This is a genomic window from Leptospiraceae bacterium, from assembly GCA_024233835.1.
In the GTDB taxonomy this organism is placed as follows: domain Bacteria; phylum Spirochaetota; class Leptospiria; order Leptospirales; family Leptospiraceae; genus JACKPC01.
In genome coordinates, this window is record JACKPC010000001.1 from 1,793,232 (window position 1) to 1,816,124 (window position 22,893).

At 35.5% G+C, this 22,893-nt stretch carries 22 protein-coding genes; 12 read left to right on the top strand and 10 right to left on the bottom strand.

The genetic code is table 11. The features are described 5' to 3' along the window. Positions 1-13 precede the first annotated feature (13 nt). Positions 14-583 (bottom strand): Uma2 family endonuclease, encoded by a 570-nt coding sequence (locus H7A25_08200; GenBank protein ID MCP5499868.1) that lies wholly within the window; start codon positions 581-583, stop codon positions 14-16. 24 nt (positions 584-607) lie between these two features. Beyond that, on the bottom strand, positions 608-1,609 hold the full coding sequence (locus tag H7A25_08205) for a hypothetical protein (GenBank protein ID MCP5499869.1): 1,002 nt from the start codon (positions 1,607-1,609) through the stop codon (positions 608-610). Positions 1,610-1,716: 107 nt separating this feature from the next. Between H7A25_08205 and H7A25_08210 the strand changes: the two genes are divergently transcribed. The 5 genes from H7A25_08210 to H7A25_08230 all read left to right on the top strand — a co-directional run bounded on the left by H7A25_08210 (position 1,717) and on the right by H7A25_08230 (position 5,642). Beyond that, positions 1,717-2,457, top strand: a complete 741-nt coding sequence (locus H7A25_08210) for a VanW family protein (protein ID MCP5499870.1) — start codon at positions 1,717-1,719, stop codon at positions 2,455-2,457. Positions 2,458-2,529: 72 nt separating this feature from the next. Further along, a complete protein-coding gene (locus H7A25_08215; protein MCP5499871.1) occupies positions 2,530-3,297 on the top strand; it encodes a hypothetical protein in 768 nt (255 codons plus the stop codon). 169 nt (positions 3,298-3,466) lie between these two features. Next, positions 3,467-3,946 (top strand): hypothetical protein, encoded by a 480-nt coding sequence (locus H7A25_08220; protein ID MCP5499872.1) that lies wholly within the window; start codon positions 3,467-3,469, stop codon positions 3,944-3,946. A gap of 4 nt (positions 3,947-3,950) precedes the next feature. Then, positions 3,951-4,394 carry a hypothetical protein gene (locus H7A25_08225; GenBank protein ID MCP5499873.1) on the top strand — a complete coding sequence of 148 codons (444 nt, stop codon included), beginning with the start codon at positions 3,951-3,953 and terminating at the stop codon, positions 4,392-4,394. Positions 4,395-4,493: 99 nt separating this feature from the next. Then, the gene (locus H7A25_08230; protein ID MCP5499874.1) at positions 4,494-5,642 is read left to right on the top strand and encodes a DUF3298 domain-containing protein; all 1,149 of its coding nucleotides are present in this window, start codon (positions 4,494-4,496) and stop codon (positions 5,640-5,642) included. Here the strand turns inward: H7A25_08230 and H7A25_08235 are convergent. From H7A25_08235 to H7A25_08250, 4 genes are read right to left on the bottom strand one after another with little or no spacing between them, the layout of a single operon-like run. After that, positions 5,639-8,221: a SpoIIE family protein phosphatase gene (locus tag H7A25_08235; protein MCP5499875.1), complete on the bottom strand. Its 2,583-nt coding sequence runs from the start codon at positions 8,219-8,221 to the stop codon at positions 5,639-5,641. The genes H7A25_08230 and H7A25_08235 overlap by 4 nt on opposite strands. Positions 8,222-8,251: 30 nt before the next feature. After that, entirely contained in the window at positions 8,252-9,379 is a 1,128-nt protein-coding gene (locus H7A25_08240) for a hybrid sensor histidine kinase/response regulator (protein ID MCP5499876.1), read from the bottom strand. Beyond that, positions 9,376-11,571, bottom strand: coding sequence for a response regulator (locus H7A25_08245; GenBank protein ID MCP5499877.1), 2,196 nt, complete (start codon positions 11,569-11,571; stop codon positions 9,376-9,378). Before H7A25_08245 ends, H7A25_08240 begins: the two co-directional genes overlap by 4 nt. After that, positions 11,571-12,977 (bottom strand): extracellular solute-binding protein, encoded by a 1,407-nt coding sequence (locus tag H7A25_08250; protein MCP5499878.1) that lies wholly within the window; start codon positions 12,975-12,977, stop codon positions 11,571-11,573. Before H7A25_08250 ends, H7A25_08245 begins: the two co-directional genes overlap by 1 nt. Before the next feature lie 83 nt (positions 12,978-13,060). On the opposite strand from H7A25_08250, the gene H7A25_08255 reads away from it, so the two are divergent. From H7A25_08255 to H7A25_08275, 5 genes are all read left to right on the top strand, one after another. Then, complete coding sequence (locus H7A25_08255) at positions 13,061-13,993, top strand: 4-hydroxythreonine-4-phosphate dehydrogenase PdxA (GenBank protein MCP5499879.1); 933 nt, start codon at positions 13,061-13,063, stop codon at positions 13,991-13,993. A 1-nt stretch (position 13,994) separates the two neighbouring features. Then, positions 13,995-14,426: a hypothetical protein gene (locus H7A25_08260; GenBank protein ID MCP5499880.1), complete on the top strand. Its 432-nt coding sequence runs from the start codon at positions 13,995-13,997 to the stop codon at positions 14,424-14,426. 63 nt (positions 14,427-14,489) lie between these two features. After that, a complete protein-coding gene (locus tag H7A25_08265; protein MCP5499881.1) occupies positions 14,490-15,992 on the top strand; it encodes a PAS domain S-box protein in 1,503 nt (500 codons plus the stop codon). Positions 15,993-16,005: 13 nt separating this feature from the next. Beyond that, complete coding sequence (locus tag H7A25_08270; protein ID MCP5499882.1) at positions 16,006-16,464, top strand: response regulator; 459 nt, start codon at positions 16,006-16,008, stop codon at positions 16,462-16,464. Between the two features lie 33 nt (positions 16,465-16,497). Beyond that, the gene (locus H7A25_08275) at positions 16,498-17,634 is read left to right on the top strand and encodes a hybrid sensor histidine kinase/response regulator (GenBank protein ID MCP5499883.1); all 1,137 of its coding nucleotides are present in this window, start codon (positions 16,498-16,500) and stop codon (positions 17,632-17,634) included. On the opposite strand, the gene H7A25_08280 is transcribed toward H7A25_08275, so the two are convergent. From H7A25_08280 to H7A25_08295, 4 genes are all read right to left on the bottom strand, one after another. Further along, positions 17,635-18,696 (bottom strand): alpha/beta hydrolase, encoded by a 1,062-nt coding sequence (locus H7A25_08280; protein ID MCP5499884.1) that lies wholly within the window; start codon positions 18,694-18,696, stop codon positions 17,635-17,637. It abuts the gene before it with no gap. Between the two features lie 99 nt (positions 18,697-18,795). Beyond that, positions 18,796-19,953 (bottom strand): ferritin-like domain-containing protein, encoded by a 1,158-nt coding sequence (locus tag H7A25_08285; GenBank protein MCP5499885.1) that lies wholly within the window; start codon positions 19,951-19,953, stop codon positions 18,796-18,798. A 59-nt stretch (positions 19,954-20,012) separates the two neighbouring features. After that, positions 20,013-20,630: a TetR/AcrR family transcriptional regulator gene (locus tag H7A25_08290; GenBank protein MCP5499886.1), complete on the bottom strand. Its 618-nt coding sequence runs from the start codon at positions 20,628-20,630 to the stop codon at positions 20,013-20,015. A 214-nt stretch (positions 20,631-20,844) separates the two neighbouring features. Further along, positions 20,845-21,612, bottom strand: a complete 768-nt coding sequence (locus tag H7A25_08295; GenBank protein ID MCP5499887.1) for a M15 family metallopeptidase — start codon at positions 21,610-21,612, stop codon at positions 20,845-20,847. A gap of 180 nt (positions 21,613-21,792) precedes the next feature. Here H7A25_08295 and H7A25_08300 point away from each other — a divergent pair, with 180 nt between their 5' ends. Both H7A25_08300 and H7A25_08305 read left to right on the top strand, forming a co-directional pair. Next, positions 21,793-22,281 (top strand): hemerythrin domain-containing protein, encoded by a 489-nt coding sequence (locus H7A25_08300; GenBank protein MCP5499888.1) that lies wholly within the window; start codon positions 21,793-21,795, stop codon positions 22,279-22,281. Between the two features lie 127 nt (positions 22,282-22,408). Then, complete coding sequence (locus H7A25_08305) at positions 22,409-22,888, top strand: purine-binding chemotaxis protein CheW (protein ID MCP5499889.1); 480 nt, start codon at positions 22,409-22,411, stop codon at positions 22,886-22,888. Positions 22,889-22,893 lie beyond the last annotated feature (5 nt).

Sequence of the window (22,893 nt, forward strand, 5' to 3'; positions counted from 1 at the left end):
GGTCGGGTTTACTTCAGGCGGTTTCCTTTTCCGGTAGAATGGCATTTATATCCACATCTAATTCGGGGAAGTGGGATGGGTTTAGTACATCTCCCCTGTTATAAAGAAGAAGCTGTGTATAGTTCTGCCCTTTAGGAGACCGATAAACTTCTACTCTTTCGTCTGTTAAACTGATGAACCAGACTTCCTGGACTTCAATGGCTGCATAAAGAGGAAGTTTGATTTTCTTGTTCTGGTTTACATTTTCATCGATAATTTCAATGAGAAGAAGAACATCTTTTCCTTTCGGGCCTCTTGTGGTGTAGAAGTCCTGTTTTTGTCTGAGGATTTTTATATCAGGACAGGATTCACTAACTGAGTTCAGAAGGATAGGCTCTTTAATGCTGATGATAGACTTACCTGCCAGGCTTTTGGTAAAAATGCTAAGGAGTCTTTTTAGAACATAATGGTGTTCATAACCGGCTTTAGACTTATCTACAATTTTGCCATCAATCAGTTCTACCTCATTGATAGCATGTAAAATTCCTGTGTCTCCAAATCTTCTGTATTCCTTGACGCTCAAGCCTGTTGTCTTCTTGTCCATTGTAAAAGCCCTTTTTGTATAAGATTATAAAACTGTTCGGTCCATTTCTTTTTGAAAGGCTGCTTTTGCATACCTGACATGTTTCCGTTTTTCCTCGAAGGATTCAGGAAAGAGCATGTCCATTAGAAACGAAGCCTCGCTTTCGGTAACGACTTCTCTTCTTTTCAGGGTGGAGAGAATCGCACTGGTTTCATATTCCGGTAAACCCGTTAACTCATTAAATATCCATTGAAGGGAAACATGTCCATCAGAATTTTTTTCCCTGGCATGAATTCCTTCAACATACCTGTCTACCCGTTTGGAAAATTTTGCTTCTTTTTCGAACTCTTTAAAAATATCGACAAATCCGACTTCATCTTTGAATACTTCCAGTAGATATTCGAAGAGGTAGGGGTTACTTCGGGCTAGAAGGCAGATGTCGTCGTCAAGGGCTATGAAAAGTCGTATTTCTTCATCATAGTTTATCCCGACTTTTTCCTTTAAATCAATGAGTTCTGCTGCCGGAATGAGGGTTAAAAACTGTGCGGCTAACCTGGGATCCTCTTCTTTGCAGATAAAATAATAGATAATTTTAAAAACTTTTTCTGCGGAGAGGCTTGTCCAGAAACGATTGGCTTTGATTTCAAAAAAAGTAGGGCTTCCATTTTTTTTATAGTAGTTGGAATAATTGCTAAATTCCTGTTTGAAAATCTGATACAGGTATTTTTCTGAGAGGCGTTCGGCTACTTCGGTGGAGTATTCTATTTCGTCGACCTGTAGAAAATAGTTGATTACATCATAGAACCCGTAATCGTCCATAAATTTTTCCAGCAAACGGATGGGGGAGGAGCGAAAAGCACTCAGGGCTACGTGAAAAGAGGTTTTTCCTAAGATGAAGTTGTGAATTTTTTCAGCAGCGAGGCAGTTCTCGCAAAGATCTTTCGCCCATTGATTATTTTCTAAGATGGTTCTGCATTCATAGTTGCAGGAACTCTCAAGGGCTTTTTCAAAATCACAAATTCTCAGTTTTTTACTTGTGATAGGCATGGTATCTCTAAACCTAAAATAAGAATTTAAATGGTTTCCCCTAATTAGTAGACAAAAAAAAGTCTGATTCTGTAAACAAAAGAATGGAAATAAATTTTTGAACAATTATGAAAAAAATCAATAAAAATTTTTGGAAAAAGTTTTTCTCGATGATTCCTCTTACTTTATTTTATTTTCACTTGATTCCCTTATATTCCCAAAAATTAGAAATAATCTCTTCCGTAAGAATTTCTGTGGAATCTCAGGATGAAAATGTTAAGCAAAATCTCCGTCAGGCTCTCGGAAAAATCAATAACCTGAGTCTTAGTCCCGGTTCTGTATTTTCTTTTAATGAGCTTGTCGGAAAGGGTTCTCTCGAAAATGGTTATAAAACAGGCAGGGTATATTATCGAGATGAAGTGATTTATGAGCCGGGTGGGGGGCTTTGTATTCTTTCAACAGCTTTATACAATACCTTTCTTTTAGCCGGGTTTCAAATAATCGAGAGACATAAACATTCCAAACCTATAAGCTATGCTCCTTTAGGTTTAGATGCTACAATTCGCTATGGTAATAAAGATTTAAAAATGAAAAACCAGCATAAGCAGAGCTTTCGATTGAAAGTGAGTCTTTCGGAAAGAAGCCTGTTTGTTGCACTTTTAGGAGAAGAAAAACTTTCTTACCGTTATGAGCCCAGGCTGGTAGAAGAAGAGGATCTATATGGTGGTCTGGAAGAGGATGGAAAGGAATATCTGAATGGATGGAGTGTAAATGTGTTTTTAGATACCTATGATAAACAAAACCGACTCCTGAAAAGTCAGTTTTTATACAATGATTTTATTGAAGGAAGGTATACAGAGAAGAAGTAGGGTCTATATTAGATGAAATGGGGAAGGACATGACAGCCATTCATCTCCGATAATAAGAATAGAGGTATTAAAATGAATGAAAACCAACCAACTAACTTGAATCCTTCCAAAGGACTTGCTTTATTAACAGGATTTGTGTTGATTATAATCGGAAACATTTCAGCAATGGCCTGTTTTTATTTTCTGGGACCTGTAGGATTCTTTCCGATGCTCTTGCTACTTGCTATAATTCCTTTACCGGCTCAGCGTGTTCTTGGGGATGGTATTCTCTGGATTTATATTATTTTTCTCTTAGTTGCCGTTACCAGTTGGTTTCAGACCGAGCAATTAGAGATGATTACCGGGAAAGCGGAAAAAGGAGTTCGCCTTCAGGATTTTGTCCTTAAGCCCGGAAAAAGACGTTACGTTTTTTTGAATGCAAGGGTGTTGAATGGGATGAAAATTTCATCTTCAAATCTTACTTCTTCCCGCGATAGCAAAAACCATACAACTATACCTGTTGATAGTAAGTTCTTCCTGGCTCCACTTGTATCGAGCGAATGGAAACGTGGTGATATTCTGGATGCCTGGGTTTGCAGTAGAACCCTGAGTGGAATTTCGAGTTGGAATAAGCTTGAAGCAAATACAGGTGTCCTGGTCAAGAGAGATTATGTCTGGAAACTTAAAATTCGTGAGCTACTTGGTAAATACAATTTACAGGAAAAAGAAAATGCTCCCATGTTTGAATGGTTTGTGGATGAGAAAGCTTTACAAAAAGAAAAACGTGGTTTCATTCTTTATCTTTGCCTTATTTATCCGTTTGCATGGTTATTATTGGCTGCGATTTTCCTGAAGCTGTGAACATCGAAAAAGGAATTATTTGATAGCGGATTTTTTTCCAAAAAATAGAGAGTTTAATGAAAAAATTCTCCGGTTTGGGGAATCCTTAAATCGAAATTATGAGATTTTTCTTTATATTTACATGAAATAATTTATTTACAAAATAGAAATTTCTGATAGGCTGGGTTTTATGTTAAGGAGGCCTTTTAGTAGAGTTTTTATTATCAGTTGCCTTGTTTTGCTTCTGCTGGTATCCTGTAAGAAGTATAACTTAGACTTTGTACCTCCCAATGAGAAAACGAAGTTGGATTCTATTTTTCCTTCTCGAATTGGGGATAAAGATCGTTCCTCTTTGATGCAGGAAACTTTTCGGGGAGAAAAATCTTATCTTTCGATTTACGGAAATAAAGAAATTTTGATAAGACTTATAGTTCTCAGAAGTAAGGTAGAAGCAGATGGTTTTTTTACTTCTCATCTAATTTCAGATATAGAAGGAATGAAATCACCGGAACGGGCGAAGAGAAAGGGTAAATGGTACGCGAGTGGTGAAGAAATATCCGGTCGAATTCATTTCCGTTGGGTGAATGATAAATATATTTTTACCATTGAAGCGAGTAATCAAGCTGCATTTAATCAAGCAATAGATGCATGTCCTTATATATCGAGATGAGAAAATGAACTTTGAATTTCATACAGATACATATCCGAGTCTGGAGTCCCATGACTCCAACGGACGTTTACATAAGCAGGAAACTTATCCATCAGGAAAAGGGATAGAAAAGACAGAAGTGGGAGAGGTGGTGAATGAGCATGGTGATACGGAGAGTCCAACCTTTTCTTTTTCTAATCGTAGTCGAAAGTTATTTTTCGTTACAGACTTTCTCGAGCCTCCCGGAAAAATAAAATATCATACAGTCTTTGTCGCATTGGATACGGAAAAGTGGATAGATAAAGAAATCTTTCGCCTGGAAAACCAGGAAATGATAGAAGATTCGAATCGCATTACGACTCAGCTTCAAAACTCTTCCGACTGGCCATCCGGTTTATACCGCTATGATATATATCTGGAGGGAAATCTTGCACAGAGTACCGAATTTTCTTTTTCTAAAGAAACATGAATTAGAGAAAGAAGATTTATATAAAGAAGCGTAAATAGTTTCTTGAAAATATAGGTATGTATTTTGCAATTGGTAAAAGAGGTCCTTAGGAGGAAAGTAATGCTGTATCATTCCATATTTCATAAGAAGTTTTTATCCCTGATTACTTTCTTCCTCCTTCTCTCTTCTTTACAGGCTGAAAAGCTACCCTTTTATTTTTACAAGCGATATGAGGGTCTTGTCAATTATACTGTCCCGGTGGTTTTATACTTGAATAGGGAAGGAAAAAGGCTCAAGGGCTATTATTATTACGAAAAGTCCGGTATACCTTTTTATCTTGATGGAAGTGTTTTAGAGAAGGATGATAAACTTATTTTGAATCGTTTTCGTTTTGATGGAAATACACATTCCGGCGGAAGAATTCTGGGAAGTTTCCAGGATGTTAATAAAATAGAAGCTGAGTGGAACCCGAAAGGAAGCAGTAAGAAATTCCCGGTGAGTCTCTACGAAACCTATGCTTCTGAAACCAGTTCCTTTTCTATAGAACATTTTTACAAAGAAGTTAAGATACCGGCAGGCAAATCCAGTATATCTGCAAAAGTGAATATTACAAATTTAAAACTTGATTCTAATATTCCGAATCGCGGAAGGGTAAATTCAATTTTATTTGATAAAGCTAAAGAGGTAGCTGCTAATAGCCTAAATATTAAACCAGAAATACTACGGAAAATAAAAGATAAAAAAGATTTAGCTTTTCAGTTGATAAATGATTTTAAAGCAAATTTGCCTGATGAGGAAGACCCTTCAGCTTCGTCCGAAAAGGTTTTTCATGATCTTAGCCAGTCTTTACTTTTCAACGAAAAAGATATTTGTACTGTTGTAACGAGGTTTAATTACTATCTGGGTGGTGCTCATCCGAGCCGGAAAACCATCTTTACCGTGATTGACCTTGGGCGAGGAGAAGTTATTGATCTGGATACTTTTATTGAGTTAAAAGACAAGACGCGCTTACTTCCGATTGCTGAAAAGTATTTCAAAAGAGCTATTCGTTTAGAAGCAGGGAAAAGCTATAAAGAAGCTGGTTTATTAGAAAATACTTTTAACCTGAATGATAATTTTTTTGTGAGTAAAAATGCGATAGGATTCTATTACAACCCCTATGAAATTGCTCCCTATGCTATGGGAGATATTTCTTTTGTGATTCCTATTCGGGCTTTAAAAGATGAGATAAAAGGTGGTAGAATCATCAGTCTATTAGAGAATCTTTAATTAGGAAGAAGTTCATTTAGCTCTTTTTGAAATGCCTTTATCTTTGAGTGTTCGGGTTGTAGTTTAGCTAATTTCTCTATAAGTTTCATACTTCTCAAATAGTTTTTGGATGTGATATAAATTTCTATTAGCTGTATCAGGTTTTCGATATTTTCCGGTTCTCGTAGTTTTAGCCTTTCTGCATATTGAGCGGCACTCAAAATATCTGAAGCTAAAAAGTATTCTCTGGAAGCGAAGAAAAGCATTTCATTATCTCCAGGAAATTTTTTTAAATAGAAAGAAGTTGTAATGGCTGCCAGGTTATGGCTTCTCAACTGTTCATAGGAATAGACCAGTGTTTTTAGCCCTTCCTGATTCAGACCGAATTCTTTCTTGACTTCCGATAGGATGGAAATGGCTCCGGTATAGTCCTTATTATGGTAATGTTGAATTGCATCTTCAATTTGTTTGCTGTTTGCTTTCGGGAGTTGTTCTGAAGCATTTCCCAGATATTCAAGGCTAAGAAGGGATAGGTCATCATAGATTTCTCCACTCTGTTTGATCGACTGGAAGATACCTTTTAGAACACCATTACTCTTCTCTACATGCCTTAAAAAGAAGTCTTGATTTTCATTCATGTATTTTCTGCCGTTATTATCGGTGATTAAAATATCATCTCTACCATCTGAGCCGGTAATAATTTTATCTCCAACTTGCATTTGAAATGTTTTTACAAACAAATTGGAGTTCGTGCTGGATATGAATCCGAGTTTACGAAAATCCAGATCATTCTCCATATAAGAAGCCTTGCCATCTCTATACAATACAAGCCAGGGGTGTTCGGCATTCATGTAATAGACAAAACCATTTGACTCATCAACCAGACCGATTACCAGAGAAACGAGCATAGAACCATCAAAACTTTCAAAAATTTTATGGAGTTCTATAAAGGTACTTTTTAACCATATCTCCGGTGCCTGGTTTTGTAATAGAGAAGAGGAACGGGTTCTTTCGATAATGGATTGAAAGAGAGAACCAAGAACAATAGCTCCCCCGGCTCCCTGGATGGATTTACCCATGGCATCGGAATTTACAAAGATGATGTAACTTTCATTCTGAAGTCGAATGCGATGTGCAATGCACAGATCGCCCCCAATCTCGTAGGTTCTTTTTCTGAACTCGAATTGTTTCTTCTGTTTGAGGAATGAATCTATTTTAATTGTTTCACTATCAATCTGACTTTTACCCAGCGGAGAAATAAGAAGGCTGGTTAAAAAATAGTCTCCATCCTGTTGGACTTTTAGTTCCTGCACTCTCTGTAAGCTTTCTGCCAGTGCCCGAGTTCTTTCTTCAACTTTTTTTTCTAAGTTAGCATTTAATTCTTCAGTTTTTATTTGGAGTTCTATCAGTTTATTAGCTAAAATAAATATAATAAAAACTATAAATATGAAGAAAGTGTATTTAGAAATTCCAATTCCCGTGTTCCAGATTAAGGAATCTAAAATATCAAAAGTTGCCGCAAAGATTATGAATAAAAAACCGACAAGGAGTCGTTTGGCGTTTGGTAATTTCGCTTTTATTGACTTTATAAAAGCATAGATAATGATAGGAAAACCGTAGATGAGGGTGATAATTTGCCAGGCATGTAGTAAATATTCAGAGATAAACATGCTGGTAAAAAGACTAAAAAAGGAAGCAGCTATACAAAAATAAGCATAGATGAAAGACAGTCTGGAAAGTTTGGCAAAAAAGAGCTCTTCAAAAAAGAAAGCAACAGAAGCTACCATCGGGTAAAGAATTATGAGTTCAATTCTTTGTATAATTTCTGTGTCGAAATTTAACTCAAAGATAATGTTGGTTCGGGTACAAATATAGATGGCAATGGAACTTGACCAAAAACCGAAAAATAATTTACTCCTATCGCTGGTTCGTTTGTAAAATAAAAATAAATGATATAAGCCAAAGATAAGGTAGATTCCTGCCAGAACTAAAGAACTCATATCCCGGAAATAATACTTTGAATCATCATAAATACCAATAAAGTAGTTATTACTCAGATAAAATCCGGTATGGTCAAATCTTGGATCTCCACTTAACTTTATAAGCAGGCGATTTTTTTCGGGCAATAAAAACTTCTCGGGGATTTCATATGTTACTCCTCTTATAGTTCTGTGGAAGTCAACTGCATCTTTCTTTATGCGACCTTCTCCGGCAATGAGGTTTCCATTTATATAGATTTCAAAGACTTCTCCTATTTCGGCAAAACTGATCCCCAGTGATTTATGTTTTTCAAAGGTATTCGGGATATTAAAAAATGTGAAGAGACTATATGTGTGCAGAGATGTACGATGAGTATAATGCTTATTCATCCAGATAGGAAAAGATTCTACTTTTTTCCAGGAATGAAAATCTTCTGTTTTACTATAATTTAGAAACGAGTCCTGAAATTCATCTTTTATCCACCAGGTATGGGGCTGGCAGGTAGATAGTTTGCAGTCTTCAATCAGACTGATAAATTTTGAAGCATCATTTGCTTTTAAGGGAAAATTTAAAAGCAAGAGAATAAAAAAAAGCTTTAACAGTTTTAAAATAGGTTTCATGTTATTCGTATTTTTATAATTCTTAAATATTTATTCTAAATCTATTGCAGGAAGTTCTATGCTGAACTCTGCACCATCATCAACATTCTGGACATAAATTTTTCCATTCATATGATTCTCAACTATATTTTTTACAATATGTAAGCCGATTCCGGTTCCCTTTTCTCCTTTGGTACTGACATAGGCCTGGAAAAGTTTTTCAGGTAATAAGCTCGCGTCTATTCCACCGGCATTATCCCGGATAAAAATTCTGTTATAAGATGTATGGTTTTGAAAAGAACAAATTATTGTTCTATTTGTAATAGGTATCTGATTTTGTTGAAAAGCAGCTACGGAGTTTGTAAAAAGGTTTAAAATCACATGCTTAAATTCATTTTCAAAGCCGTATGTGTTAAAATGCGTATGCTCGGTGATAAGGACTTGAATGTTATTCTGTATGAATAAATCACTAAACATTTTGCTTACCTGTACAATGATTTCACAGGCAAGAAAGAATTTTTTTTCTTTAGAAGGTTTTAAGAATTCTCGAAAATCGTTGACGGTATCATTCATAAAGTCGATTTGAGTTTTTAGTTGTTTTGTGAATTCTTTGCCCTCCTCGGAAATGTAATTATCAATAAGCTGACTCAATAAATATATGGTATTTAATGGTTGTTTCCATTGATGAGCAATCACATTAATGAGTTCCCCTACAAGAGCCATCTTTTCTTGCTGTAATAATAGCTTTTCCTTAGCCGCATTTTTTTGAATTTCAATATTTACCTGTTCTTGTAAGTTGTTTGTCAGTTTAAATAGTTCTAAATGTGTATTTACTCTTGCTAAAACCTCCTCCTGTTGGAAAGGTTTTGTTATAAAATCGACTCCCCCTTCATGAAAAGCTTTGATCTTGTTCTCAACGTCATGTAAAGCACTAATAAAAATAATTGGAATATTCGAATATTCAGGTATACTTTTTATTTGACGGCAGAGTGCAAATCCATCTATTTCCGGCATTATAATATCCAGAAGAATTAAATCAGGAATCTGGTTTTTTAAAATATCCAGTACGGTAGAACTATTACGGATCGCTATTACTTCAAATTCATGTTTTTCTAATAATTCTACCAGAATATGCAAGTTGTTTGGATTATCATCCACGACTAAAATACTATTTTTCATATCTTGACTACTCCATGTTGCAAGAAGGATATCATTTTTTCATATTCAAAGTTAGAAAGGAAGGTATGTAATTGTTTATATACTTCGGAGTGACTTTTTTGGATCGCCTCCAATAACTTTTTTATCTCTGTAATTTTTCCACTCTGACAGGCCCGAATTAAATCTGATTTATAGGAATCTGAAAGAAGAGTAAGTTTATAGTTTTTTTTATTATCTTCTTCTATATTATCTTTATAAATATATTCTACCCCCAAATAAGTCTGTAATAGCCGGTATATATCTGAATTTCGATAGGGTTTTTTTAGAAAATCATCGCATCCGTGTTGAATAATTTCCTCCCTATCGCTTTCAAAAGCACTGGCCGTAAGGGCAATAATAATACTTTTCACAGGTAAGGACTTAATAATTTTTGTGGCTTCAATCCCATCCATTACCGGCATACGGATATCCATAAAGATTAAGTCCGGTTTAAATTCTTTAAATTTGTCAACTGCTTCTTTTCCATTTACAGCCATTTCTGTAGATAGTCCTATTGAAATAAGCAAACTATTTAAAAGAATTCGATTTTCGTATTTATCATCTACAATTAGAATTTTATAATTTACTGTTTTATCTTTCAGTCCTATAATTTCTCTATTTTCCTGTTTATGCGGAAGTTTATCTTCGTTGGCTATCGGGGCGGAAAATTCAAAAATAAAACGACTGCCTACTCCAAGTTTACTTTCTACTTCTAAATTTCCCTTTAAAAGTTCTGCAAATTTTTTGGTTATACTTAGTCCGAGACCGGTGCCTTCAGCTATGCCTTCACTACTTTTAGCCTGCTGAAAGGGTTGGAATAGTAAGGGAAGTTCTTCTTCTGATATGCCTCTTCCGCTGTCTTCTACTTCGAAGCGAACTCTTACTTCTGAATCATTTAGCATTTCTGAATTTATTCGAAGAGAAATTCCGCCTTCATCAGTAAATTTAACTGCATTACTTAGGAGGTTCAAGAAAATCTGGCTTAGTTTTTTGGGATCGGAATAGATGTATAGGTTTTTATCCTCTTCATATTCAAAGGAGAAATGTAGATTCTTTGTCCTGGCTCGGAATTCTATCATGTCTTTTATTTCATTTATAAGATCTATAAGATTTAATACTTCGATATTGAGTTCTATTTTTCCGGCATCTATCTTTGACATATCTAATATATCATTAATCATAGATAACAGATGTTCCGAACTTTGAAGTATGATGGTTAATTTTTGCTTTTGTTCCGGACTCAAATCGTCCTTTTTTAAAATATCCGAGAAACCTATAATCGCATTTAAAGGGGTTCTGAGTTCATGGGACATGTGGGCTAAAAATGTACTTTTGGCTCTATTGGCTTTCTCTGCTTTTTCGGTTTCCTGCTTGAGTTCTTTCGTTCGTTCATCAACTTTTTTTTCCAGGTCTTTACTATAGTCGTTTAGTTCTAGTAACTGGGTTTTAATGGAATCGCGCATTTCGGCTATGCTTTTTGCCAGGTTTCCGATTTCATCTTTGCTATTCATCTCTATTTGTGAATTTAGATTTCCGGCTGTAATGGAAAGGGCAGATTTTTGTAATTTGGAAATGGGAGCGATTAGAATATTTTCTAACAAAAAGTAAGTTCCGGAGATACCAATAATAATAAGAATAAGAGTTAAGATGGATGCTTGTAGGAAACTTGTACTGATCTGTTTGGAAATCTCTTTACTGTCAACACCTATGTCTATAGTACCCATATAGTTTTTGGATTTATCATAAACAGGTATTAAAGCGTGATAAATTGGTTTTATAAAAACTGTTTTTCGTATTCTATCTTTTAATTCAAGAAGTAAGTCTTTATCTTTTATTGGCTTATTAAAATATTCTATATTATTATGAGCTACAATAGTTCCACTTTCGTCAATCAGGGATACATACAGAATGTCCATAGACTTTCCAATTTCGTAGAGTTCTATGCACTTAATCGATTGAACTTTTTGAATCCATTTAATATTCTCACTGTTTTCTCTTAAATTTTGCATATCAAATTCTATTGCTTTAGAAAAAGAGGCTGCTTTTTCAGAAACAGAATTTAAAAAATTATGTTGTAAACTATAGATATGAAAGTATATGCTGATTCCGAAAATCAATATTATAAAAAAACTAATGGATAAAGCGATTTTACGTTTTATTGAGAATGAAAGCATTATTTATTCCTATTTTTGTAACTTGAACCGTTTATCATAATCTTATAAACTTTCTTGTTGGCTGTATTAAGAGTTGTTTGTATATCCGCACCATAAAAAATTTCACTAAAGGCCCTGGAAGTAATTTCTCCCACCTGACTGAACTCCGGTATACCCTGTTCGACCGAAGAAATAGTACCTTTTTTTAGTATCCAGCGAACGGAGCGAATTAATCCCGGTGCGTTTAAATGCTGATAGGCATTGGATTCCCAGATAGACATTCTTGCCGGTGCTCCTCCTGATTTTAAGAGCTTTGCTGTTTCTTTAGAAGTAGCCCATTGTATAAAAAGCCAGGTGGCTCCTTTATTTTTTGAAGAACTATTGATTGCAAATGACCAGGCCCAGGGGTTTGTTTCTCTCGATACCGGGCCTCCGGGAGTAATATGGGCATCCCACTTATCCCAGATGGGTGATTTCTCCGGGCTATCAATTTCTGAAAAAAAGTGAGATGCTAAAATAGTAGAAGCTAATTTACCTATTTTGAATAGTTCTCGAATTTCATAAAAATGTAATGTTCGTGCATCGGGTGGATTTCCATAGCCCGTTACCATTTCCTTATAAACTTTTAATGCTTGATTAGCTTCCTTAGAGTTAAAGATCGGCAAATACTCTTTGTTGAGTATATCTCCTCCGTAAGCCCTGATAGTGGGAATGATGGTCCAGGTGTTATCACCGAGTCCGGGTCTTGCTCTGGTTGCGAAAGCGTATACATCTTTGATTCCATCTTTTTCCATTGCAGCCTGTAATTTCTTTTTCATCAAAATCACATCTTCATAGGTATTGGGAATGGATATATTATATTTCTTGAATAAATCTTTACGATAAAAGAAGATAGGAGCCGAAAAGTCAAAGGGTATGGAGAGTAGTTTTGAGTTTTTTTTACATAGCACTAAACTTTGCTTGCTGATGTCTTTAAAATCATACCAATCGAAATCTGTGAGTTCAGGATTATGAATGTACGGATATAAATCTTCTAACCATCCATGTTGTTCGGCTTCACCTAAGAAAATAACACCTACAGGAAGGATGTCATAGATACCCGCTCTGGCGGTTAAATCTATACGGATTACTTTTCGCATTCGCATTTGTTCCATATTTTGATAGCCAATTTGCATTCCAGTTAACTCTTCAAAAATGGGTAATATAGGTTTGAGTGCGGTAAAGGCCGGCTGGGCATCGGCAAGAATGGAAAGAGTTGTTCCCTGAAACTGTTTCCAGTTAATTTTTGATTTTTGCCAGGGACTGAGATCGTGAGAACTTATTTTTTTTAAAATAGATTTGGAGTTTTTCGGGATGGATATAGTCCTGTCCGTTTCTTTTTTACAAGAAAGAAAAAAAAGGGAAAGTACGATAAAAAAGCGAAGCATTTTTTATATTTAGTGCTAACGTAAATCTAAAGTAAACAAGTTTTTTTCTTTACAGTATGAAATAATTTACTGAAATACTGTTTATGCAAGAATTTCTTAAGCCTCTTCTTATTACGGAGGGGGACCCTGCCGGAGTCGGAAGGGAAATATTTAAAGCCTCTATTTCTACTCTAAAGCTTCTTTCGGAAAAAAGACAGATCATTTATATAGGTTATAAAGAACCTGTAGAAAGAGATGTATGCCAGACCTTTTCTTTTCAATCGGGAAATGGACTTTTCTTCTATCCGCTTACGGTGAATAGAAGAAATAAAGAGATAAACCCCGGTGAGCCCTCTGAATTGAGTGGGAACTTAGCATTGGAGAGTTTGCGGGCTGCCATTCAAATACAGAAACAAATTGGTGGAAACATGATTACTCTGCCTTTAAGTAAAGAATGGGTAATTCGTTCGGGAGAGACTACTTTTTCGGGACATACGGAATTTTTACGGGATGCCTATCAGACTCAAACTTTTATGATGATGACAGGACCGCGTTTTAAAGTGATTCCGCTCAGTACGCATATTCCCTTTGTAAAGGTTCCTTCAGTCCTTCAAAAATTTCCAACAGGGAATCTTGCAAGAGTCTTGAAAGAAACTTCTCTTTATAGAGGTGGAAACATTGCTTTTTGTGGACTTAACCCACATGCTGGTGAGAATGGAAAAATCGGACAGGAAGAAGAGGAAATCTTGCAACCTATGATTAACACTTTACGTGCTGCAGGTTTGCCCGTAGAAGGACCACTTTCTGCTGATGGAGTATTTATTCCTGAAAAAATAGGAAAATACGAAATTATTCTTGCCTGCTATCACGATCAGGGGCTTATTCCATTTAAAGCCCTCGAGGGAAAGAAGGGTGTGAATATTACTCTTGGTTTAGATTTTATTCGGGTTTCACCGGATCACGGAACGGCTTTTGATATAGCCGGAAAAGGACTTGCCAGTCCTCAAAGCTTTTTAGAATGTTTACAGTATTGCTAATATGAATTTTTTAGAACAAATTATTTTTCCTCTTTTTATTCTCTGGGCCCTGGGTGCAATTCTTGCGTTTTTCAGGAGAGATTTGGACTTTATCTGGAAGGCTTTTTTTCTTTTAATATTTTTCTTTTATTTTATTCTATTTTATGAAGATATTTTTAGAGGATATTTTCGTCTTATAAATAGTTATCCGCATGAATTGATCGGGTATATTTCCGGTATAGGTAAGGTATATTTCTTTGCTTTGCTATTTCTATGGCCGATAACTCTTATTCGGATTTTTTACTCAGCATCCGGACATTTAAGCCATCTTTCTATTCGAGTCCTGGTTTACTCGACTCTTTTTTATTGGTTTTGTTATGGAATCTGGCTGGTCTTTCACAATCAGATGGATAGATTTTTTAGTTATAAGTTGATTGAGTTCTTAAAACTTTAAAGCTATTTACACATTCGAAGATATGTATGCAGCTGATAGTCTGTTTTTATGGAGATGTATTCGATGGAAGATAAAGAAACAGAAATTATTTTTTTACAGAAGCAGATTGAAGAACTGAAGAAAGAATTAGAATTACTCAAAGGAAGGGAAAACGAGAAGCGGGCCAGCTTAATGATTAATGCCATTCCTGATATGGTATTTCGACTCGACAAAAATGGGGTTTATCTCGATTACAAAGCTGATGTCACTGATTTGTATGCCCAGTCCGTTGAAAATATTATTGGAAAAAATAATCGAGATATTACTCCACCTGAATTTTCTAAAATGGTCGATGAGTATATAGAAAAAGCCTTATCCACCGGAGAATTGCAGACTTTTGAATATCAATTGGATGTACCGAATAGAGGTCTTCGAGACTATGAAGCCCGGATGATAAAGAGTGGAACAGATGAAATAATTGCTGTCGTGCGAGATCTTACAGAAAAAAAACATTATGATAAAGACTTAAAAAATGCATTTCAGCAGGTTCGGGAAAGTGAGGAAAAATTTCGAAAACTCTTTGAAGTAGTTCCCATACCTCTTTGTTACGCAAATATGACTACAGGCGAAATCCTGATGTATAATAAAATATTTGAAAACTTATTGGGGTATAAACTGAAGGATATTCCAACTTTAACAGATTGGTTTTTAAAAGCTTATCCGGAAGAAAGTTATAGAAATGAAGTTGCTGAAAAATGGAGCGAATTAGTAAGGGAAGCGAAACGGGATAATACCTCTGTTCGAGCAGAAGAATATGTGGTAACTACTAAGAACGGCAAAAAGCTCACTATGCAGATTTCGGGAATATTTATTGATGAATACTTTCTGGCAACTTTTATTGATTTAACTTCCCGAAAAGAAATGGAAAATCGACTAAAAGAGACGAATGAAAATTTGGAAGAAATGCTCTATATTGCTTCCCACGATTTGCAGGTACCCTTAATTTCTATGGAAGGATATGCTTCTGAATTATTAGAGGATTATAAAACATCTCTGGATGAGAATGGAGTATTTTGCTTAACTCGTTTAAAAACAAATGCGTCGAACATGCATAGACTGGTTATAAGTCTTTTAGATATTTCCCGTTTAAATACTCAAAAGAAAGCTTATGAGCAGTTTAACTTAAAAAATCTTATAGAAAAGATACTTATCGATTTGTCTTTGCACATTGAAAAGAAAAAGGCAACTATTCAGATGCGAGAAATGCCAGAATTATATGCGGATAAGGAGCGGATTGAGACTGTATTTAGAAACTTACTAAGTAATGCTTTGAATTACGGCGGGAAGAATATTGAAATTACCTGGTTCGATAATATGATCTATGTAAAAGATGATGGAATCGGAATACCGCAGAATCAACTGGATAATATCTTTAAAGCAGGGGAGCGCTTACAGATGAATGAAAGTGAGGGGATTGGTATGGGGCTCGCTTTTTGTAAAAAAGTAATTGAAAAACATAATTGGGAGATCCGGGCTGAATCTGAAGGCATAAATAAAGGTTCAAGCTTTATAATAAAATACTTATAATGCAGGTATTTATATGACAGAAGAAATGAATGTGCTGGTAGAGTATATATTAGTTGTAGAGGATAATCCGGATCATGCAAGATTAATTATAAAAACCTTAAAAGATAGCGGTCATCTGTTAAATGAAATTATTCATTTAAAGAATGGAGAGGAGGCTATTTCTTTTCTGAAAAAAGAAGGGAAATTTAGGGATGAAAAAAGAAGCCTGCCTATGTTGATTCTTTTGGATCTTAAGATGCCCTTAAAGAATGGATTTGATGTATTGAAGGAAATCAAAAGAGATGTGAACCTGAGATGTATACCGGTCATTATGTTGACGACCAGTTCTAGAACAGAAGATATTCAAACGGCTTTGTCTTTGGGGGCCAATGATTTTATTGTAAAACCATTTAAGTTCCCTGATTTCAGCGAAAAGTTGGCAAAAGTAGGTTGTTATTGGGTTACTGTGAGTAATGCGAAAAGTGCTTTATGATAAAGCCGGGATGGAAGACTTAGGTACGATACAATGGTGGACATAATTGAAATTCTTATAGTTGAAGATAATATCGATTTTATTCACTTTATTAAAAGAATTCTTTCCGAAGAACGTTATAAAATTCGAATTATCCAATCAGGTACTGAAGCGTATGAATATTTATTAAATCCGGAAGTAAACCCTGATGTAATACTATTAGATTATGAGTTACCGGGGATGAATGGTATTGAGATTCTGGAAAAAATAAATGAACATGAAAATTCGTATAGTGCCATATTCTTAAGTGTTCATAATTCTTTTGATACAGTTTTGAAAGCTATGAAAGCGGGGGCGATGGATTTTCTTGCCAAGTCAAGTGATTTAAAAACTGAACTTCCCGGAAAAATTGAAAAAATATATAAAATTCATTATTCAAAAGTTGAGAGAAAGAAAGCAGAAGCTATTATTTTGAAGCAAAATGAAGAACTGAAACGCTTGAATGCAGATAAAGATCGTTTTATGCAAATATTAGCACATGACTTAAGAAATCCTTTTAATATACTGATTAACCTTTCTGAGCTAATCTTAAATGATTTATATGACCTGGATATGGAAGAACTAAAAGAGTATATGAAGGTTATAAATAAGGAAGCAACAAATACTTTTAATCTTCTGGAGGAATTATTACTCTGGTCCAGGGCACAGTCAGGGAAACTACCTTATGAACCAGAAAAATTACAATTGCGTAATATTTGTGAAATACAAATTATGAATAGTGAAGATAAAGCTATGAATAAAAGAATAGATTTAAAATATCTTGAGTCTGAACCTATTTATTTGAAAGCTGATAGGAATATGTTGAATACAATTATTAGAAATCTTTTATCCAACGCACTTAAGTTTACAAATGTGAATGGTAGCGTAAAGATCTATGCTTTAAAAGAATCAGGTTTTGCCAGAGTCACTATTTCGGATAATGGAGTAGGGATGAATGAAGAGCATATAGCCAAACTCTGGAACTTTGCCGAGCCTTATACTACAAAGGGGACCGGCGATGAAACCGGAACCGGATTGGGTTTGTTATTTTGTAAGGAATTTGTGGAAAAGCATGGTGGAAAAATTTGGATAGAAAGTAAGGTAGGGAAAGGAAGTAAATTTATCTTTACCCTACCTTTATATAAGGAATAGCTATTCTTCTTTTAAAAACTGGAGAACAGCAGATGCAAATTCTTCCGGTTTATCTATATGCGGGAAATGTCCGGCTCCTTTAACTACATACTCTTTCATTCCATGAAGCGATTTTCTATAGGGCTCATATACCTCGGGTGGTGTTAGATCATTATCACCGATAAGAAGTAAGGTTTTTGCTTTTACTCTATCATGAATAAATCCTGTGTAGTCATAGCTTCTTCCTACAGATAAAAATAGAGCAAATGAATTCCAGCCTCCTATCCATTCACCGGGAATTGAATTCGGAATCTTCATGCCCTGTTTTTTGGCTGCATTAAAATAAAAGGGGCCCATTTCAGAAAGAAGTTTGTTTAATGATTTTTCATCCTGAGTCCATAAGCTTCCAAAAATATTTGTGAAACGTTTCATGTAATCGGCATAAGCTTTTTTTTGTTCATCGGTTTCTTGCATCTTACCTATTCGGGCAAAAAGATTATGTTTATCTTCCTCTGCTTGAAAGACAATCGGAGCCGGGTTTATGAGTATGAGTTTTTCTACTGAATCCGGAAATTCAGCGGCGAAAAGAGAAGCAATAAAACCTCCGTAAGAAAGACCGATAATGTGGATTTTCTTTTTACCCACTGCTCTTTTGATTCTTTCGATATCAGCAATTTGAGCAGACATACCCAGTTTCTTTTCCAGGATGGGCGGATTTTTCATCCAGGAGTCTTCCTCAAATTTATCTACAGGTTTTGTGGATTTCCCGGTGCCCCTGGAATGATATAAATACAGGGAGTATCCTTTTATTTTTAAGAGTCCCTCTTCAGCTTTAGCCGGAATGCCGGGTCCACCGTGGATAAATAGAATTTCAGGGCCTTCACCCACTTTTTCATAGTAAAGTGAAATATCTTTTGAAATTTGAATATTCTCTTTTCCCAGTGCATCTTTGGGAACCTGTAGAGGAGATTCTAACTTATCCTCTTCGGAAGCCATGCCCGGTTTATAACTTGAAAAAGAACAATTCGAGAAAGCGAAAACAAGAAGAAAAATATACGAGATTTTTAAATAATTTAGTTTCATACGTAAGAAGCCATTTTAGTTGAATGAGAGATAGGGTAAAGAGAAAAATAATAGGGTAGTTCTAAGAGACTACCCCTGAAGGAAGAGTCAAGTGTTGTACTAAGCTGCTTCTATAATTGAAGTTTTTCCCATTTCTTTTTCTAAAAGAAGTTCGTGAAGAGAAATGGTGTCGGCAGCTTTTTCATTTTCGTAGCGTAGAACTCCCAATTCTTCGTAGCGGGGACGGATTCTATCGCTTAAAAGGCCTATAGCTTTAAGATTTGGAATTAGTCTGGAGAAAAGAGTTCTTCGGAATTCACTCATTACCTCGGATTCTAAGACGTATTTATTCCACTGTTCTTTGGTCATCGCATGTCCGAAGAACTGATCATAAAACTCAGTAAATAGGAAGCGATTTCGAAGAAGAAGAGCTACTTCATAGGCCCAATCTTCTCTCTCTCTGCGTTTACTTTCTGAAATTTCTTTAGTGTAATAGTCACGAAGAGCTTCTACCCCGTAGTGAACATGTCTGGCTTCATCGGAAATGACATTTTTCAGAAGCTCACGAAGTAGTGGTTCTTTAGTATATTTGTATATTAGAGAAAAGGCACCGAGAGCAAGACCTTCGATCATGATTTGCATTCCGAGAAACTTTAAATCCCAGTCGGAAGCTTCAGTTAAAGCATGAATTACCACATAGAGGTTATCATTAATGTGATAGAGGTTATTTAGTTTTTCATCAACATAACGATAGAAAACTTCTACGTGTCTTCCTTCATCCATTACCTGTGTTGCACCGTAATATTTGGCATCGATCCAGGGGGTGGCTTCTACTGTGATCGCGGAAGCATAGAGAGCACCCTGTTCACCATGTAATCCCTGCGATAGAAGAACGGAAATAAGTTCGTAAGTGAGTTTTGCTTTTTCTTTTTTATCCAGAACATTATAGGCTTTACTTCCATAGATAGGAAAGAGTTTTTCCGGAAAGATAGGGATCTCGTTGCTAAAGGGATCTACGCTTGTATTCCAGGGAAGGTCGTCAGAATCCCACTGGCCTTTTTTGGCTTTTTTATAAAGTTCGGAAAATTTAGCACTACCTTTATTATCATATTTCCAGTCATACCAGACCTTATGACCTGAATGAATTCCTATCCTATCTTTTTGACTTTCTTTCAGGATGAAACCGGAAAAAGCAGAAGGGAAAAGGTCAGCGGCCACTTTCGCGTTACGAAATGCCATCTGTGAAAGCTGGCTTACATCATTGAGTATATTATCCATCTTGAATCCTCTCTTAATCTTTCATAATTTTAACGTTTTCAAATATTAGGATAAGAAATTTAAGAAATCCTATCCAGAATAGACCTCAGGTTAAAGACTTGATGTTTACTTTTAATTTCCTGCAAGTCCTTACCTGCTTCCATTAAACTTACAAAAGAAAGAAGCTGACTGGCTGCATCAACTTCCGGATTAATCATTCTTTGAACAATAATCCCGATAAGAAAGCTTAAGACGAGATCAGCTAACTCGCTGTCCTGAATTTCAAGAGTTTTAACGATGGTGAATTTGTAATAATTAAAAATAGGTTGAATGAAGTTTTCCGGATCTTTAGAATCATTTTTTCTGTAATAATCAAACAACAGAAACAACATATCCTGAAAAAACTTCTCCACTTCCAGAATGTTTTTACTCATCACTACAAATTTTTCTTTTAAAGGAAGTTCAGAATTTAATTCGGAAATGATTTTCAAAATTCTGTTACGACTGTGAAGTTCAATCATTTGCCTGAAGATGGAACTTTTATTCGGAAAATAGTGGTATAGAGTTCCGGTAGAAATATTGAGCTCTCTGGCAATTTCTCTCATACTTACCGAATCATACCCTTTTCTCGCGAAAAGCTCAAAGGAGTTTCTCAGGAGTTCTTCCCGGTATTCATCATGGTTCACAATTTTAGGCATTTAAATTTCCTACTTTTTTACTCACCTTAAAACCTTTTTACAGGATTTCTCTACTTCGTAAAGCTTCTTTCCTTGTAAATTTAGATGATTATTTTATATCAACTGTTCGATATAAAAACAACTCTCGCTGAGGAAGTCAATAGAAAAAAGCGTTTTTAAAACGATTGTTAGAAAAAAAGTTTAAAAATTCCTGCCGGAAAGCAGGAATTTAAATTTATAGGCTTGGTTCCTGGGTTTTTGCACAGTCGGTATTGATAGAATTCACGTAGGTACTCCTTTTATTCTCTAAAACTTCGGAGCCTTTATGTTTTTTAAAGTTTAGCTTTTGCTCTTTATAGGCCTCATTCCAATCTTTTAGGAGTTTATTCGAAACAGGGGCGTAGGACCAGTGCCAGCGTTCTTCGAAATAGCCTTTATTTCCCCGGTTTTTGAGTTCGTTATAGGGCTGGCAGAAACCGTATTTAGGAGCGTTTTGCAGGAGCCATTTGTAAAGTTCTTCCCCGGCCCCCCCTTTCCCAAAATAAGTATTGCTCAGGCTATTTAGATCCAGGTCAGTTCCCCAATGGTGTCTCGAAGTGCCCGGAGCACTGGAATACTCAAGAATCAGCTTTGCTCTTTCTTCTGCTGTTTTGCCTTTTACACTTTTTCCCATTTTTTTCTGGCCGGTAAACTTTGTTTCCCAGATATATTTTTGATCATTGAAGCTTCTGAAAGCAGAACGCAGAGAAATAGTTTTCACTTTGAGTTTTTTTTCTCTGGCATAGGTTTCATAAGCTTTTTTCATCTTTTGAAATTGGGAAAAAACATCGTTTCTCATATGAAAAACCCGTCCATTCTCTGCATCTTTGTAATACTTCAATTTAGAAGACGAGAAGTCTCCGATAAGATATTTATAAGCAGGAATGTCCAGGTAAATGGGATCCAGATCTTTGGCGGTAAGCACGGAAGCTATAAATAGGAGAAATAAGAAAATGTTGCGCATAGTTCCTCTTGTTAAAATTCTATAAAGCCTGTGCCGGTAAGCTTACAAAGTCAAATCAATTCTTTGTTTTCTTCGCTGCTTCTGCTGAAATTTACTTAACTATCAAACATCATGATAGGTCTTTTTGCTTAATACTTTTTTATAATTGTTTTTGTATGCTGTTTGGGAGAATAGATAAGTATGATAGATTTGAATAATTCTAGCTTAAGTCAGATTTGCAAGTATTTAGTAGAAACGCATCATGTATTTACTCGTTCTTCAATTGAAGAAATTATGTCTTATATGGAAAAACAGAACCTGGAAATCCCCAGTTTAAAGCAGGTTTTTTTCAATTTCGGGCAAGAAATGTTTCAACATTTACAAAAGGAGGAAAATATTTTATTCCCCTATATTCAAAAACTGGATACAGAGAAAGAACCCGAAGTTCCATTTTTCGGAACCATTCAAAATCCGATTCGAATGATGTCTATGGAGCATAATAAGGCAGAAGAGGATTTGAAAGAGTTTCGACGACTTTGTGCGGATTTCAGGGTGACTGCCGATACAGGTTCAGAAATTCAGTATCTTTATACAAAGTTGCAGGAATTGGAGAAAGATCTGGAAGTACATATGCAAATTGAAAACGAAATCCTCTTTCCAAGATCTATTGAAAGGGAAAATGAACTGTAAACCAGAATTTCTATCAGTTTTCTAAAAAGTGTGAAAAAGTTTTTAATAAAAAATTTAAATTTAATAAAAAAACAGCTTTTACAAAAAGAAAAGGATCAGATAAAGTTTAGATAGGGGGAATGTTTGAATGAGTGTAACTGAATTATCTGTCAATGAAGAAGATACTATGCAGGATTTATTTATTATTTTTAATCTGGACGATAAGGAATTTGGAATCGAAATACGTTTCCTGATTGAAATTATCGCATTTCAAGCTATTACGCAAATTCCTAATTTGCCTGAATATATCCGGGGGGTAATCAATTTGCGAGGAAAAGTGATTCCGGTTATTGATGTACGCCTGCGTTTTGGGATGCCGTCTAAAGAATATAATGATTTTACCTGCATTTTAATTGTTCATCATAATGAAATTACCTCCGGTCTTATTGTAGATGGGGTTAGAGAAGTTTTACGTATTCCTGCGGATGATATTGAACCTTCACCGGGTTTTGAAAGCAGTAGTGTCGAACGTTTCATTGACTCTATAGGTAAAGCCGAGGATAAGTTAAAAATTCTGATTAACCTGGATAAATTTATTCGCGAAAAAGATGTGGCTTCTGCTATCTAAGGATT